This window comes from Buchananella sp. 14KM1171 (assembly GCF_041380365.1).
In the GTDB taxonomy this organism is placed as follows: domain Bacteria; phylum Actinomycetota; class Actinomycetes; order Actinomycetales; family Actinomycetaceae; genus Buchananella; species Buchananella felis.
Window position 1 is genome coordinate 1,731,432 of record NZ_CP159981.1, and the last position, 14,784, is coordinate 1,746,215.

Annotated in this window: 15 protein-coding genes; 6 read left to right on the top strand and 9 right to left on the bottom strand. The window is 67.4% G+C overall.

The features are described from left to right. Window positions 1-457 precede the first annotated feature (457 nt). The 3 genes from ABYF38_RS06645 (at window position 458) to ABYF38_RS06655 (ending at window position 2,465) form a co-directional block, all read left to right on the top strand. Window positions 458-733: a hypothetical protein gene (locus ABYF38_RS06645; RefSeq protein ID WP_371151601.1), complete on the top strand. Its 276-nt coding sequence runs from the start codon at window positions 458-460 to the stop codon at window positions 731-733. 678 nt (window positions 734-1,411) lie between these two features. Continuing rightward, on the top strand, window positions 1,412-1,690 hold the full coding sequence (locus ABYF38_RS06650; protein ID WP_371151602.1) for a DUF1540 domain-containing protein: 279 nt from the start codon (window positions 1,412-1,414) through the stop codon (window positions 1,688-1,690). A gap of 91 nt (window positions 1,691-1,781) precedes the next feature. After that, the gene (locus tag ABYF38_RS06655) at window positions 1,782-2,465 is read left to right on the top strand and encodes a hypothetical protein (protein WP_371151603.1); all 684 of its coding nucleotides are present in this window, start codon (window positions 1,782-1,784) and stop codon (window positions 2,463-2,465) included. A gap of 103 nt (window positions 2,466-2,568) precedes the next feature. Here the strand turns inward: ABYF38_RS06655 and msrA are convergent, their stop codons facing one another. After that, window positions 2,569-3,159 carry a peptide-methionine (S)-S-oxide reductase MsrA gene (msrA, locus tag ABYF38_RS06660; RefSeq protein ID WP_371151604.1) on the bottom strand — a complete coding sequence of 197 codons (591 nt, stop codon included), beginning with the start codon at window positions 3,157-3,159 and terminating at the stop codon, window positions 2,569-2,571. 115 nt (window positions 3,160-3,274) lie between these two features. On the opposite strand from msrA, the gene ABYF38_RS06665 reads away from it, so the two are divergent. Further along, window positions 3,275-4,699 carry an AI-2E family transporter gene (locus tag ABYF38_RS06665; protein WP_371151605.1) on the top strand — a complete coding sequence of 475 codons (1,425 nt, stop codon included), beginning with the start codon at window positions 3,275-3,277 and terminating at the stop codon, window positions 4,697-4,699. Window positions 4,700-4,815: 116 nt separating this feature from the next. Here the strand turns inward: ABYF38_RS06665 and greA are convergent, their stop codons facing one another. Both greA and trhA read right to left on the bottom strand, forming a co-directional pair. After that, window positions 4,816-5,295, bottom strand: coding sequence for a transcription elongation factor GreA (greA, locus tag ABYF38_RS06670; RefSeq protein WP_371151606.1), 480 nt, complete (start codon window positions 5,293-5,295; stop codon window positions 4,816-4,818). Between the two features lie 171 nt (window positions 5,296-5,466). Further along, the gene (trhA, locus tag ABYF38_RS06675; protein ID WP_371151607.1) at window positions 5,467-6,177 is read right to left on the bottom strand and encodes a PAQR family membrane homeostasis protein TrhA; all 711 of its coding nucleotides are present in this window, start codon (window positions 6,175-6,177) and stop codon (window positions 5,467-5,469) included. Between the two features lie 162 nt (window positions 6,178-6,339). Between trhA and ABYF38_RS06680 the strand changes: the two genes are divergently transcribed. Further along, the gene (locus ABYF38_RS06680) at window positions 6,340-7,119 is read left to right on the top strand and encodes an isoprenyl transferase (RefSeq protein WP_371151608.1); all 780 of its coding nucleotides are present in this window, start codon (window positions 6,340-6,342) and stop codon (window positions 7,117-7,119) included. Window positions 7,120-7,200: 81 nt separating this feature from the next. Here ABYF38_RS06680 and ABYF38_RS06685 read toward each other — a convergent pair whose 3' ends face one another. Genes ABYF38_RS06685 through xseA form a run of 4 tightly spaced genes read right to left on the bottom strand, consistent with a single transcriptional unit; the run spans window position 7,201 to window position 10,307 of the window. Continuing rightward, complete coding sequence (locus tag ABYF38_RS06685) at window positions 7,201-7,833, bottom strand: carbonic anhydrase (protein ID WP_371151609.1); 633 nt, start codon at window positions 7,831-7,833, stop codon at window positions 7,201-7,203. A gap of 4 nt (window positions 7,834-7,837) precedes the next feature. After that, window positions 7,838-8,800, bottom strand: a complete 963-nt coding sequence (locus tag ABYF38_RS06690; protein ID WP_371151610.1) for a carbohydrate kinase family protein — start codon at window positions 8,798-8,800, stop codon at window positions 7,838-7,840. A gap of 23 nt (window positions 8,801-8,823) precedes the next feature. Continuing rightward, complete coding sequence (locus ABYF38_RS06695) at window positions 8,824-9,048, bottom strand: exodeoxyribonuclease VII small subunit (protein ID WP_371151611.1); 225 nt, start codon at window positions 9,046-9,048, stop codon at window positions 8,824-8,826. Next, entirely contained in the window at window positions 9,048-10,307 is a 1,260-nt protein-coding gene (gene xseA / locus ABYF38_RS06700) for an exodeoxyribonuclease VII large subunit (RefSeq protein WP_371153012.1), read from the bottom strand. The genes ABYF38_RS06695 and xseA overlap by 1 nt, the downstream gene beginning before the upstream one ends. Window positions 10,308-10,400: 93 nt before the next feature. On the opposite strand from xseA, the gene ABYF38_RS06705 reads away from it, so the two are divergent. Beyond that, a complete protein-coding gene (locus ABYF38_RS06705) occupies window positions 10,401-11,399 on the top strand; it encodes a 4-hydroxy-3-methylbut-2-enyl diphosphate reductase (RefSeq protein WP_371151612.1) in 999 nt (332 codons plus the stop codon). A gap of 116 nt (window positions 11,400-11,515) precedes the next feature. Here ABYF38_RS06705 and ABYF38_RS06710 read toward each other — a convergent pair whose 3' ends face one another. Both ABYF38_RS06710 and ABYF38_RS06715 read right to left on the bottom strand, forming a co-directional pair. Beyond that, on the bottom strand, window positions 11,516-12,667 hold the full coding sequence (locus tag ABYF38_RS06710; RefSeq protein WP_371151613.1) for an LPXTG cell wall anchor domain-containing protein: 1,152 nt from the start codon (window positions 12,665-12,667) through the stop codon (window positions 11,516-11,518). Between the two features lie 542 nt (window positions 12,668-13,209). Continuing rightward, a protein-coding gene (locus tag ABYF38_RS06715) for an IS3 family transposase (protein ID WP_371151614.1) occupies window positions 13,210-14,426 on the bottom strand; the annotation gives its coding sequence in 2 pieces (ribosomal slippage) (window positions 13,210-14,156 and window positions 14,156-14,426; 1,218 coding nt in all). Between the last annotated feature and the right edge of the window lie 358 nt (window positions 14,427-14,784).

Consider the following 14,784-nt stretch of genomic DNA (forward strand, 5'->3'; position numbering starts at 1 on the left):
CCCCCGTGAAACTAGACGTTCGGGTCTTCGACTCGACGATCAGGCTTGAATCTCGACGTTTGAGCCCCGCGAACGTCGAGTTGAACCGGCGAACGTCGAGATGAACCGGCAAACGTCGAGTTGAACCGGCAAACGTCGAGATGAACCGGCAAACGTCGAGATTCGGCGCCGGGCGGGTGCCGGCGCCACCCGGGTCCTGCGGAGGCGGCCAGCGCCACCATTCCCGGACGGCGCTGAGTGGCGGCGGCAACGGGGCCTTTGCGCTCGGGCACCCGCTCCCACCGCGTTGACGACCGTCGTTCACTGTTACAGCCTTTTTGAGCGCAAAACCCGTTGATGGGTTGAGATTGGTCAAGAGAGAACGATTCTCTGAATATAGGCTGGCTCAATTCGTGTGTGATCGGAGACATATTGGATATGCTTCATGTGTAGCGTCCGCACGTGGAAGGAGACGGAAATGCGCAAGGTAATGGCAGCCGCAATCGCTGGCGTGTTGGCCCTCGGTTTGGCCGGGTGTAGCAAGGCCGAGAACAAGGGCCTGGACACCACCTGTGGTGACTTCGTGAAGATGGACACCGCGCAGCAGGTGGAGGTCATGAAGAAGATCGCCGCAGACGAGGGTGAGACGATCGGTTCGGACGACGAGGCGAAGATGATGGCGGGTCTCATCGCCATGGTCTGCTCCGCCGAGGACGCGAACACCAAGCTGCGGGACATCGACCCGGACAAGTAGGAGGGAAACTCTCCGGACGTGGCCGGTGCGGGATGCAATCGCTCCCGCACCGGCCACGCTTTTCCTGCGGCGCCCCGCCGCCCGTGGGCATGAGGGCCGACGAAGGCCAGATGGGGGCTGCGAGGTAGCGGCCGGCGAGGGCCGGGCCAGCCCCTGAGGGAGGCGGCTCCGGCCGGCCGGGACGAGGCTGCGAGGTGGTCGCCCGCGCGGGTTCGGTTGAGCGGTGGGGGCGACGTTCCCGTCGGCGCCGCCTCCCTGGGCGTGCGCCGATTGAGGGGAGGGCTGCGAGGTGGTCGCCCGCGCGCCCAGGGCCCCAGGCACCTGCGGGCGCCCCCGCGAATTTTCGCGCGGCGCCCGTGTTGCATTATTTGCGTTATTGGGGCGTGCCCCGAACCGCCCCGGAAATCGGGTCTTAGCCATGGCTTACCTGCCCGCCGCGCCCCCGTCCCCGAAGGGTCCGTGCCGCCGGTCCCACCGTCCCGAAATGCCCTCCGTTGCAACCGCGCGCCGGGGGACGTGACGCCCAGCTTTTCTAAATCGCGAACCGCGCGAATATGACGAAGGTGGGCCTAAACGCCCAGGCCGGGGCCGGGCGCCGCCTCCGGCGTCGGCCGGGCCGCCCCCGCAAAACCGCGCGCTAGCTTGTGATCAACAAGTTCGACACGGAAAGGTACTGAAATGGCTGAGTTCACCACCATCTCTGACTGCGCGGCTGTTGACTGCGCCTTCAACGACAACCACGGCTGCAAGGCTGCCGCCATCACGGTCGGCGCCAAGGACAGCAACTGCACCACCTTCATCGCCCTGAACACCCGGGGCGGCCTGCCCGTTGCCTCTGCGCACGTGGGCGCCTGCCAGCGCACCGAGTGCACGCACAACGAGTCCCTGCTCTGCGGCGCCAAGGCGATCACCCTGTCCGGTTCCACCGCGCACTGCGAGAGCTTCTCCGCGCGCTGACGACCGGTTACCCAGATGGTGGGGCGGGCACTGTGAAGTGCTCGCCCCACCCTCGTTCTGCGGCCAGGCGAACCCTTCCTAGGCTGGAGCCATGATGCAGCGCCTCCCAGCAGACTTCTTCGCCGCCGCCCGGGCTGCGGACGACAACGCCAAGCTCCACCTGGTTAGCCAGAACCCGCAGCAACTCCAGGGCCGCGTCGGCGCCCACTCCCGATCCGCAGCGCTGGTGGTCGGCTTCGCGGTGCTGACCACCCTCCTGGCGCTCGCCTTCACGGCGGTGGCGGCCCTCGCCGTAGTCGGCCCCGTCGCCCCGGCGCCCGGGGCCTGGGCCTCCACCCTCGCGCAGTGGGGCCCGCTGCAAGACCTCTCTGCCTGGGCGCAGACCGGGCAGGGCAGGCTCGCGCTGGCCCTCATCTGGCTGGTGCTGGTGGCTGACACCGTCCTGGTCTGGCGCTTCGCCCGGCGCGCGCTTCGCCGGAGCGTCGGCGCGGTTGGTGCCGGTGTCCGCAACGCGACGCTTCCCCCGCAGGTCGGCACCATCCGCGACATCGCGATGCGCCGCTACCGCAAGACCTTCTTCGCGGTGCTCCTGGTGGACCTGCCGTCCGGCCAGGTCATCGTCAACCACATGGGCAAGGCCAGGGACATCCGCGTCCCCGCGCCCGGCACCACGGTGTGGGCGTGGCAAAACGGCGCCGCCACGCTGATCCAGGCGCAAGCCCCGGCCACCGCGCTCGCCCCGGCCACGATTCCGCCGCTCTTCGCAGAGAGCTAGCGCGAAGGGCGGCGGGCGGAGCGTCGTACACCACCTCCCCACTGAGGGTGGCCGACGTTCCACCCGCCGCCGCGAACGAGCGCCAGGCGGCGCTAGGCCGGGATCAGGCCGGGTTGCACTTCACGCCGGTGGCGTGCACCGGGCAGTAACCGCCGGGGTTCTTGTCCAGGTACTGCTGGTGATAGTCCTCCGCCAGCCAGAACTGGCCGGCCTCCTGGATCTGGGTGGTCACCTCGCCGTAGCCCGCCTGGGCGAGCGCGGCGGCGAACTGGGCGCGGCTGGCCTGGGCGGCCTCCAACTGCTCCGGGGAGGTCACGAAGATAGCCGACCGGTACTGGGGGCCAACGTCGTTGCCCTGCCGGTCGCCCTGCGTCGGGTCATGGTTCTCCCAAAAGACGCGCAGCAGCTCGGCAAGGGGCAGCTTGGCCGGGTCGAAGACCACTCGCACGGTCTCCGCGTGCCCGGTGGTGCCGGTGCAGACCTGGCGGTAGGTGGGGTGGGGCGCGGAGCCACCCATGTAGCCCACGGACGTGCCGGTCACTCCCGGGGTGGTCCAAAAGAGCTTCTCAGCCCCCCAGAAACACCCCAGGGCCAGAAAGATCTCTTCGTTTCCTGCCGGGCACGGGCCGGTCAGCGGCGTGCCGAGCACGGTGTGCAGGCTGGCGGATTCTGGCTGCAGAGACACGAAGTTCATGGCGGCCATTATGCGGCGGCCCGCAAAGCGCTGCCAGTTTTGCCCACGCTGCCCCAAGCCGTGCGCGCCGCTGGCGGTGAGCGTTTAGGCTTTGGGCAGGCTAAGGAAGGTGCCCATGGAAGGTTCCATTTTTTCAAGAATGTGGCCCTCGCAGTTGCTGCGTCCCACACGAACCGCTACCCAGCTCTCGCAAGAGCCCGTGCCCGTGGAGGGCATGGAGCGGCCCAACGGCAATCCCGACGAATCGGTGGCCTGGGGGCTGCGCGTGGCGTCGGCCTGGTCGATCCGGGGCCTGACCTTCCTGGCCGGACTCCTGGTGGTTGGGTGGGCGATCTCCAAGATCTCCGTCATCGTCATCCCGCTGACGGTGGCGATGCTGCTGACCGCCCTCATGGAGCCCTTCGCGCGCATGCTGCGCAAGCGCGCCAAGTTCAGCCGTGGCCTGGCCGCGCTAGCCTCCGTGCTGGCGCTGCTGGGAATGATCGGCGGCCTGATGACGGTGGCCAGCGCCCAGATCGTCAACGACTTCGGGCAGGTGGCAGACCGGGCCGAGGCCGGCTTCTACACGCTGCTGGCGTGGCTGCGGGAGGACCCGTGGGGCATCGACTCCGGGCGCCTGACCACCTACCTCTTCGAGATCTGGCAGCAGGTGCAGGCGTTCTTCAAGAACAACACCTCCTCCATCGCCTCCGGCGCCCTGGTGGGAGTCTCCAGCATCACCAACTTCGCCGCCGGCGCGCTGATCGCCCTGTTTCTCATGTTCTTCTTCCTCAAGGAGGGACGCAGCATCTGGTTCTGGGTACTGCTGCTGCTCCCGCCGGGCGCCCGCCACACCGCCAACGAGGCCGGCATCCGCGGCTGGGTCACCCTGGGGGCGTACGCCAGAACCCAGGTGCTAGTGGCCTTCGTGGACGCGGTGGGAATCGCGCTCGGCGCCCTGTTCCTGGGCATCCCCATGTGGCTGCCCATCGGCATCCTGGTGTTCGTCGGCTCCTTCGTGCCCATGGTGGGCGCGTTCTTCACGGGCGCGATAGCCGTGCTGGTGGCGTTGGTGGACCAGGGCCCCACCACCGCGCTGGTGATGATGCTGATCGTCCTGGCGGTGCAGAACATCGAGGGCAACCTGCTCCAGCCCTTCCTCATGGGCAACGCGGTCTCCCTGCACCCGGTGGCGGTGCTGCTGGCGGTGGCCGCCGGCACCTACCTGTGGGGGATCGTCGGGGCGCTGTTCGTGGTGCCCGTGGTGGCCTTCCTGAATACCTCACTCATGTACCTGGGCGGCTTCGACAAGTTCCCGGCACTGCGCACCGACCCGGATCGGCCCGGTGGGCCGCCCGGGGCGCTGGACGAGTACCTGGCCGCCCCCTTCAGCGTGAAGAAGCGCGGCGGGGCTGCTCCCGTGCGGCGCGAGCCCGTGGGCAAGCCGAAGAACGGTGGGGCTGCCAAGGCGAGCCGAGAGGAGCAGGCGCCAGACCATGAAGAAGCCCAGGTGGCCGCCGCAGGCAGCGGCGGGCCCGAGAGCGGCTCGGTGGCGGAGTAGCGGTTAGGGCGCTGTGCGCCCGGGCTGTCCCGGAAACAAGGGTGGTGGGGCCAGATCGAAAGATCTGGTCCCACCACCGCTTTCGCCCCCGAGCAGCTCGGCCCGGGGGCGTTAATTCAGCCCTGGTAGGGGCGAACCTCCTTGATCTCCACGGAGATCTTCTTGCCGTTCGGCGCGGTGTAGCTGACGGTCTCGCCACGCGAGCGCCCGTTGATGGCCTTGCCGAGCGGCGACTCGGGGGAGAACACGTCGATCTCCACCCCCGGGGCGGCCTCGCGCGCCCCCAGCAGGAAGGTCCTCTCCATCCCGCCGATGCTGGCCTCGATCACCATGCCGGGCTCGACCACGCCGTCGTCCGGCGGGGTTTCGCCGACCTCGGCGTTGCGCAGGATGTCCTCCAGCTGGGCGATTCGCGTCTCGTTCATCGCCTGCTCGTCCCGGGCGGCGTGGTAGCCGCCGTTCTCCTTGAGGTCACCCTCCTGACGGGCGGCCTCGATGCGGTTAGCGATCTCGACTCGCAGCACGGTCTTGGCGTGCTCAAGCTCTGCAGAGAGGCGGTCAAAGGCCTCCTGGGTGAGCCACACGGACTTGCTCACGATTACGTCTCCTTTTATGCGGGCTGCCCCGCAGCAGCGCTGCGGGGCAGATCAGGGCATTGCCTGAAACGGCATAGTATCAACACGGCGCCGCTTCGCTCGCGGTATGTGGATGCGCGGATGAAATCGGCGGGCCCGTAGCTGTCCCGGACGGGGAGGCGGAGGGGCGGCTTAGCGGGAGCCCAGCACCGCCAGGAAAGCTGCCACGCAGTGAGTCACCCAGCCGGCCACCGTGAAGGTGTGAAAAACCTCGTGAAAACCGAACCAGCGGGGCCACAGGTCCGGCCACTTCAACGCGTAGACCAGCGCCCCGAGCGTGTAGGCGATGCCGCCGGAGAGAACCAGCCACACGATGGCCGGCCCGCCCGTCGTCCAAAACTGCGGCAAATACCAGAGGGCAACCCAGCCGAGCACCACGTAAAGGGGGGTGTAGATCCAGCGGGGGGCGTACGAGAAGAAGACGCGCCCCAGGATTCCCACCAGCGCGCCGCCCCACACGACGGCCAGCAGGGCCTTGGCGTCGCGCGGCTCCAGCAGGGCCACGGACAGGGGCGTGTAGGTGCCGGCGATGAGCAGGAAGATGTTGGAGTGGTCCAGGCGCCGCAGGATCGCGGTGCCTACCCGGCCCCAGTTGAAGCGGTGGTAGACCGTGGAGATACCAAACAGCAGCAGAGACGAGGCCAGGAACACCGCGCTGGCCCACTTCAGGCCGGCCGTGGGGGCGAGCGCCACCAGGACGATCGAGGCGGCCAGTGCGAGCGGAGTAGTGCCGGCGTGGATCCAGCCGCGTAGGCGTGGCTTGATCGTTTCGACGAAGCTCTCCTTGCTGAGCAGGCGGTCAGAGGAACTGCTGCGTGGGCGCGTCTTCTGCTTCGGGGCCATCTATCCCCTCCTAACTTACGGTTGCGTAGGTTTAAGTTTACGACCAAGTTACGGTGGCGTAGGTTTTGGGCTTCCCCGCCCCGCCCGCGCCTCCAGGCAGCCCGCAGCCCCATGTGGTAAGAGTTTGTTTCAAGGGCCGCCGGACAAGGGAAGTAGCAGCCGATGGGCGTCAAGGATCTCCTTTACCGCATTTACGTCGCTCGCCTGCGCAGGCAGCTGGCCGACGCTCCCAAGCCCGCCCACATCGGCGTGATCCTGGACGGAAACCGCCGCTGGGCCAAGCAGGTCGGCGCCGCCGCCTCCCACGGGCACCGCCAGGGCGCGGCCAACGTGTTGGAGTTCCTGGACTGGGCCGACGAGGCCGACGTCCAGGTGGTCACCCTCTGGATGCTCTCCACCGACAACCTGCACCGCTCCGCCGAGGAGCTGGCCCCGCTGTTGGAGATCATCTGCGATGCGGTGGAGTCCATCGGTGCCCAGCGGCGCTGGCCCGTCTCTATCGTCGGCAACATGGACCTGCTGCCGGAGTGGGTGGTGGAGCGCCTGCACAGCGTGGAGGAGGCCACTGCGCAGCTGGCCGGCCGCGACCCCGGGGAGGCCATGACCGTGAACATCGCGGTCTCCTACGGCGGCAGGCAGGAGATCGCCGACGCCGTGCGCGCCCACCTAGAGCAGCGCGCCGCCGCCGGAGTCAGCCTGGCCGACGCTGCAGCCAGCCTGACCGTCGAAGACATCGCCGAAAACCTCTACACCCGCGGCCAGCCGGACCCCGACCTGGTGATCCGCACCTCCGGCGAGCAGCGCCTGTCCGGCTTCCTGCTCTGGCAGACCGTCTACTCCGAGTACTACTTCTGCGAGGTCTACTGGCCCGACTTCAGGCACGTGGACTTCCTGCGCGCCCTGCGCGACTACTCGCTGCGCGAACGGCGACGCGGCAAGTAGCCCCCGCGTGGGCCGGCCGGTCCACGCGGCACCGGCCGCCCGGAGGCGGCCGGTAGGGAGGTCATTAGATGACCAGCGGGGTCAGAAGCCGTGGCGGGAGGCCGGGACCTCGTGCACCCGACCCGACTGCAGCGAATAGTGCGCCCCCACGATCGCCAGCGCGCCGCTCTCCACCTGCGCGCGCAACGCCGGGGACTCCTCCAGGATCCTGAACAGGGTCCCGCGTACGTGAGCGTGGCCCGCGCTGAGCTCCCCATCGGGTACGGCCGCCCAGGCGGGGGGCTCGAAGGACAGGGAATCCAGCACGCAACGCGCCACGTGAGCGATGTTGCCCGGCGCCTCCTGCCCCTTGGCCAGGGCCAGGGCGGCCTCCAGCGCCCCACAGCGTTGGTGGCCCAGCACCACCAGCAGGGGAACCTGCAGGGCCGTGACCGCGTACTCCAAGGAACCGAGCACCACCTCAGATAGGGCGTGCCCGGCCGTGCGCACGGTGAACACCTGCCCGGGGTCCTGGTCCAGCGCTACCTCCACGGGCACGCGAGAGTCAGAGCACGCCAGCACCGCCGCCACCGGGTGCTGCTCGGCTGCCAGTTCCCCGGCGTCACCGAAGTCGCGTTGCCCGCCCTGGCCAGCAGTGAAGCGCCGGTTTCCCGCTAGCAGAGCGTCCCAAACCTCGGCAGGGCGGGACTTGGTACGGTCAGCAGCCTCCGACATGCCCCTAGCCCGCCTGCGCTGCCAAGGCAGCGTCCAGCTCGGCGGCCGTGGGCGGGTTCGCGCCCGCGCGCGAAACGGTAATGTCCGCAACGGCGGCGGCCAGCTCCACGATCGAGGCAAGCTGCGTCTGGTCCACCTGGCGCAGCGCGGCGCGGTTCTCCGCCCCCAGCAGGCCCTCGCGCCAAAGGGCAGAGTTCAAGCCACCCATGAAGGAGTCACCGGCCCCAACCGTGTCGAGCACCTTCACCGCCGGGTTGGCCGGCACCTGCACGCAAGCCCCCGAAGCGGCCACCGCCAGCGCGCCGTGCTTGCCGCGCGTGACCACCACGATCGCGGGCCCCAACTCCAGCCACTGCCGGGCCGCGCTCTCCACCTGCTCGGCGGTGTCCATCGGAACACCAAGCAGCCACGCCAGGTCCTCGTCGCTCACCTTGACCAGGTCAGCGAGCGCAACCAGACGCTCAACGGTAAGGCGGGCCGAGGCAGCGTCGCCCATCAACTGCGGCCTGGCATTGGGGTCGTATGTAATCGTGGAGGTGGCGCGGTGGTCGGCAAGGATCCGCTCCACTACGTCCGCCCCGGGGGCAAGGACCGCCGCGATGGAACCGGTGTGAACCAGCACCGGCGGCTCGGCGCCGGCGGGCAGGGGAACCGGCGCCCACTCGACGTCAAACACGTAAGTGGCCGCGCCCGTGGAACCGATCTTGGCCAGGGCCGTCGAAGTGCGCTCCGCGCCGAACGAAGACGGCGTCAACCGCACCCCGGAAGCACCCAGGTGCTGGTCGATCGCCTTGCCGCGCGCGTCATCACCGAGCCACGTGTGCAGCAGAGACTCGTGCCCCAGCCGGGAGAGAGTCAAAGCCACGTTGGCGGGAGAGCCGCCCGGGATCTCCTTGCTGGTGCCCTGGGCCTCGACGATGTCGATAAGCGCCTCGCCAACCACGAGCGCGTACGGAGCCTGCGTCACGATAGCCACCTCTTTCTCTAGGCCTACGCCTGCTGGCCGGCGGTAGCGGCCTCTAGCCTGGTCTGAGCGTCGTCCAGCCAGGAACGGCAGTGCGCCGCGAGGGCCTCACCACGTTCCCAGAGCCCAATTGTCTCAGCAAGGGGCACCTGGCCGCCCTCCAATTTACGCACCAATTCCACCAATTCGGCGCGCGCCTGCTCGTAGGAAAGCTGGGCCACCTCGGCGGCGATCTCGGGAGAAGGAGCCATTATTCAAGTCCTTTCGGGGCCGGACTAGTGGGAGTGGAGCCAACGATCTTCGCCACGAAGCGGCCGTCGGCCAAGAAACCCTCGACCAGGGTGCCCGCAGGCACGTCCGCCTGGGACCGCACCAGCGTGCCGTTAGAGAGAGCCAAGAGTGCATAGCCGCGCTCCATCGTCGCGGCGGGGGAGAGGGCGTGCAGGGAGGCCGACAACGCGCTCAAGTCAGCACGGGCCTCCAGTACGGCGCGGTTAGCGGCCCCACGCAGACGGGCCAAGGCAGAATCCAGCCCCTCGCGCTGCCGCTCCACCAGCTGCGCGGGAGAGGCCAAGACCGGGCGGGAAGTTAGTTCCAGCAGCCCCTCCCGCTCCCGCGTCAGGCGGGCAGAAAAAGCGGCACGCAGGGAAGAAGTCAGCGCATCCAGTTCGACGGTCAGCTCAGACAGCGACGGCACCACGCGGCGGGCCGCGTCAGTGGGGGTGGAGGCACGAACGTCGGCCACCAAATCCAACAGGGGGCAGTCCGTCTCGTGGCCGATCGCCGAAACCACCGGGGTGCGGGCCGCCGCCACCGCGCGAACCAGGTGCTCGTTCGAGAACGGCAGCAGGTCCTCCACGCTGCCACCACCACGCGCAATGATGATCACGTCCACGCTCTGGTCCGCGTCCAGCTCCGCCAGGGCCGCGCTCACCTCCGGGACGCAGCGCTCGCCCTGCACCGCGACCTCGCGAATCTCCAACGCCAGGCCGGGCCAACGCGCGGTGGCGTTCACCACCACGTCGTGCTCTGCCTTCGACTCCCGCCCGCAGATGAGGCCCACCTTGCGCGGCAAGAACGGCAAAGGACGCTTGCGGCGCGGATCGAACAAACCCTCCGCCGCCAACACCTGCCGCAGCTGCTCGATGCGGGCCAACAGGTCCCCCAGCCCCACCGCGCGGATCTCGCTTGCGTGCAACTGCAGCGAGCCCCGCTTGGGCCAGAACGTCGCCTTAGCGTTCACCACCACCCGCGCGCCGTCCGCCAGAGAAGGCGAAAGGTCCCGCGCGTAAATCGACACCGTGATCGAGGAATCCTGATCCAAATCCCTCAGCGTGAGGAAAGCCATCCCCGCCCCAGGGCGGCGGTTGAGCTGAACGATCTGCCCCTCCACCCAAACAGGGGCCATCTTGGCCACATATTCCTCGATCTTGGCGTTCAACAGACGCAGCGGCCACGGGTTGTCCGCAGTAGTCTGCGCGGCGCGTTCCGGCAGCGGGCGCGGGGTGATGCTCAAGACGGGGCCTCACGATGCGAGAGTTGTTTTCTGCCGGGTAACGTTACCTTGAACCACCAACGCGGTGGCAGCAAAGACAGGGGAAAAATGGCCGGGACGATTCTGTTGGCCGCGCCGCGCGGATACTGCGCCGGCGTGGACCGCGCCGTGGACGCCGTAGAGAAGGCACTGGAGCACTACGGCCCGCCGATCTACGTGCGCAAGGAGATCGTCCACAACAAGTACGTGGTGGAGGTGCTCTCCAAGCGTGGCGCCATCTTCGTCAACGAAACCGACCAGGTGCCGGAGGGCGCCCGGGTGGTGTTCAGCGCCCACGGCGTCTCCCCCGCAGTGCACGCCGAGGCCGAGCGCCGCCAGCTGGAAACCATCGACGCCACCTGTCCGCTGGTGACCAAGGTGCACCGCGAGGCCGTGCGTTTCGCCAAGGACGACTACGACATCATCCTGGTGGGACACGAGGGCCACGAGGAGGTGGAGGGCACCCAGGGCGAGGCGCCCGAGCACATCCAGGTGGTCGGCACCCCCGACGAGGTGGACTCCGTGGAGGTGCGCGACCCCGACAAGGTGGTGTGGATCAGCCAGACCACCCTGTCCGTGGACGAGACCCTGCAGACCGTCAACCGGCTGCGCGAGCGCTTCCCGAACCTGGTGGACCCGCCCTCCGACGACATCTGCTACGCCACCCAAAACCGGCAGGTGGCCGTCAAGGAGATCGCCCCGCGCTGCGACCTAATGATCGTGGTGGGCAGCGCCAACTCCTCCAACTCCGTGCGCCTGGTGGAGGTGGCCCGCGAGGCCGGAGCCGGCCGGGCCGAGCGCATCGACAAGGCCGACGAGGTCGAAGACGCCTGGTTCCAGGACGTGAAGACCGTGGGCGTGACCTCTGGCGCCTCAGTGCCGGAGATCCTGGTGCGAGAGCTGATCGAGGAGCTCCAGCGGCGCGGCTACGACAACCTGGAAGAGGTGCGCACCGCCACCGAGCGGATCACCTTCACCCTGCCCAAGAACCTGCGCGCGGACTTGAAGGGCGCCGGCAAGGAGCCGGACAAGGGCCGACGCGAAGCCGGGCCCGGGCACGTGGCCTAGAGCCGCAGGAGCGCCAAACAACTGTCGGGTGGTTTTCCGTGAGAGTCACGGAAAACCACCCGACACTGCTTTTGGGGGCGGGCTAGCCGCCTAGCCGCGGCCGGCCCCGGTGGTGCTCAGCGAGCGTTCTCGCGGCGCCTTACCGCCAGAAGGGCCCCACCCGCCGCGAGCGTCAGCGCTGCAAACAGGGCAACGCTATCGGCAGCGGCACCGGTCTTTGCCAGCTGCTTGACAGCGGGCTTGGCCGTGGGCTGGCTAGAGGGCACCGAAGTCGGCTTGGCCACCACCACGGTCGCAGGAACGGACGAGGACGGGGAAGCAGGGGCCGGAGCCGAGGCGCTGGCCGAAGCGGGCGCGCTCGGGGCAGCCGACGTTGAGGCCGAGGCCGCCTCGCTCGGGGTCGGATCGGGGCTGGCAGAGGACCCCATCGTGGGCGGAGGCGTGGGAGCCCCTCCGGGCGCAGTCGTGGCGCCGGTGCTGGTGGAGGGGGCCGCAGAGGCGGTGGAGTCGTCTGCGCCGCTGGAGGGCTGTGCCGAAGCGGAGGGCGAGGTGGAGGCCGAAGCGGAGGCGGAGGTCGAGGCGGAGGCGGAGGTGCTGGGCGCGGTGGTGGCGCCGGTGCTGGTGGAGGGGGCGGCGGAAGCAGACTGGCTAGCGCCACTCGACGGCTGCGGGTTCGGAGCCGGGATGCTGGTTTCGATCGGGTTCGGATCCGGGATGGCGGTCTCGATCGGGTTCGGATCCGGGATGGCGGTCTCGATCGGGTACGGAGCGGGAATGGCGGTCTCGATCGGGTAAGGTGCCGCCGGTCCGATGGGCTCGGTCGGATCCGGCAGTGGCAACGGCGGGTCGGTCTCGGTCGGGCCGGGCACGTCCGGCTCGATCGGGAGTGCCGGTTCGGTGGGCTCTCCGGGCTCTCTGGGCTCGCTGGGGTGCGCGGGCTCGGTGGGCGCTCCGGGCTCCCTGGGCTGGGAGGGAGATTCCGTCATCATCGGGGGGAACATGGGGGTGATCGTCTCCTCGCCGGAGCCCTCCGGAGCGGCCGGGTCGACGTAGACGGTGCCCTCGCAGAACGTCGTGTAGTCGTCCAGGGTCACCTGCACTCGCACCGTGGTCAGATTAACCTCGGCGGTGGCGTCGGTGGAAAGCATGGAGGTGGCCGGGTCCCACGTGACCGTGGCGGGCAGGTCCCCTACAAACGTGACCTTCTCCGGGATCGATGTGCCCTCGTTGTCCACTGCCAAGATTGGCACGGAAACGGGCTTACCCACTTCGGTGAAAATCGAACCGACCGAGCAGCGCGGCGGGTACTTAGAGGAAAGCGCTACCTGTGCCCAGGCGGGGGCGGAGGTAGCAACCGCAAGCGAAACGGTGGCGACGGTCGACGCCGCTGCAGCCGCAATTGCACGCTTGGAAACCATATGGAACTCCGGGAAGGTAGGCGAGAGACTGGGTGCCCCTCGGACGCGCGGCAGCTTACGCCGAAGAGAAAAGGATTTGGAGATTTGGTGGAGGAATTCACCGGTTTATGGGCGCTGCTTTAACGAAAGTCACAAGGGTGTGACCAATCAATGTGATCGCTTGCACCTTTCTGTGTCATCTAATTGCCTTTCTGATAAGTCGAGGCTATCGCGCCGTGTGTTCTTGCTACCGGCGGAGGGCCGTGCATCGGTAAGTCTGGACAGAAGAAACGGGGCTCTTCGAGGATGAGGCTGTTGCTGTCGGTGTGGGTGGAGTAGCTCCCCTTAGAGTGACGTAGCACCCAGGATGGTCGTCGCGCAAACGGTTGAGTGAACCGTCCTGGGTTTGGTTCCTAGGCGGTGCTCATTTGGTGGGTGTGGTGTTGGTAGTAGCGGTCTTCGGTTTCTTGGGGTGTGGCATAGCCCAGTTCGCTGTGCAGGCGGGTGTTGTTCCACCAGTTCACCCAGCATAGGGTCGCCCATTCGACTTCGGTCAGTCCGGCCCAGTGCTGGGAGTAGATCAACTCGCTCTTGTACAAGCCGTTGACGGTTTCGGCCAGTGCGTTGTCGTAGGAATCTCCCACAGTGCCGGTAGAGGCATCAATTCCTGCTTCGACCAGGCGTTCATGGTAGGCGACACAGACGTACTGGCTGCCGTGATCGCTGTGGTGGACCAATCCCTCGACACTGCCCTTGGCAGTAGCGATAGCTTGTTCCAGGGCTTGCAGGGGTAGAGCCTGGGCGTTGAGTGTGTTACTCACTGCCCAGCCAGCGATCTTGCGGCTGAAGGCATCTGTTACGAAGGCGGTGTAAACGAACCCGCTGCGGGTGCGAACGTACGTAATGTCGGCCACCCACAACTGGTTAGGGGCACTGCGTGCGAAGTGGCGTTCAACCAGATCTGGGCGTGTATCGGTCCCAGGAGCGCTCCTGGTTGTTACTGCCTTGCGTCCACGTACAACGCCCCTGAGCCCGGCAAGTCTCATCAGCCTGGCTACTTGATCGCGCCCTACGTCGTAGCCTTCGCGTTTGAGGGCATGCCACATCTTGCGCACCCCGTACACCGAGTAGTTCTCTCGGTGGATGCGCTCGATGACGGGGATCAAAGCGGCATCTCGCAAGCAGCGCTGCCAGGGCGTACGGTTCTTGGCCTTGCGATACCCTCGGGCAGTGATGAAGCCGCCTTGGCGGTGTTCGGATAGAACTTTGCAGATGCGTTCAACGCCGAACCTGGCCCGGCCCGCGTCGATGAAAGCGATCATTTCGGGTACCGGGGGTCGAGTTCTTTGGCGAAAAAAGCCGAGGCTGCCTTCAGGATCTCGTTGACCTGGCGGAGCTGAGCGTTTTCTCGCCGCAGGCGGGCCACCTCGGCTTCTAGTGGGGCATGTTCAAGATCCTGTCTCAGGCTGGGATCGCGATACCAGCGGCGCATCGTCTCATACCCCACCCCGAGATTGACGGCTACCTCGCGTAGAACACTGGTGAGGGAGACTGTCTGCTCCGATGCCAGACGGTCGCTGACAATACGAACAGCACGCGACTTGAACTCTGGGGAGAAACGCTTCGGCATAGGTCAATCCTTTCAGGCTGACCACCGGAACCAAACCCAGGACGGTTCAGAGCCCTTGTGGTTCCTGTTGAGCCCTTGTTGTAGCGGTTTAAGCTTTATTGCAGCTCTTGTAGCGCTACGGGGCCGATTAAAGGCGCAATAGGTCGCCCAAGGCCAGGAGAGCTGCAACAACGGCTCAATGACTGCAATAAAGGCGCAATCGTTTGCGCAAGGCTCCTGGCCGGTAGCCGCCCGTTACTCCGCGATGGGTAAGGCCGAAGTGATCCGGTGTGGCGTTCGCGGTTGGCTCGCTCACCGCCGACCGCCCCAGTGGAGCCCCCCGCGCACGCGCGGAAAGTCACTGTGCCGGGGGTGACAC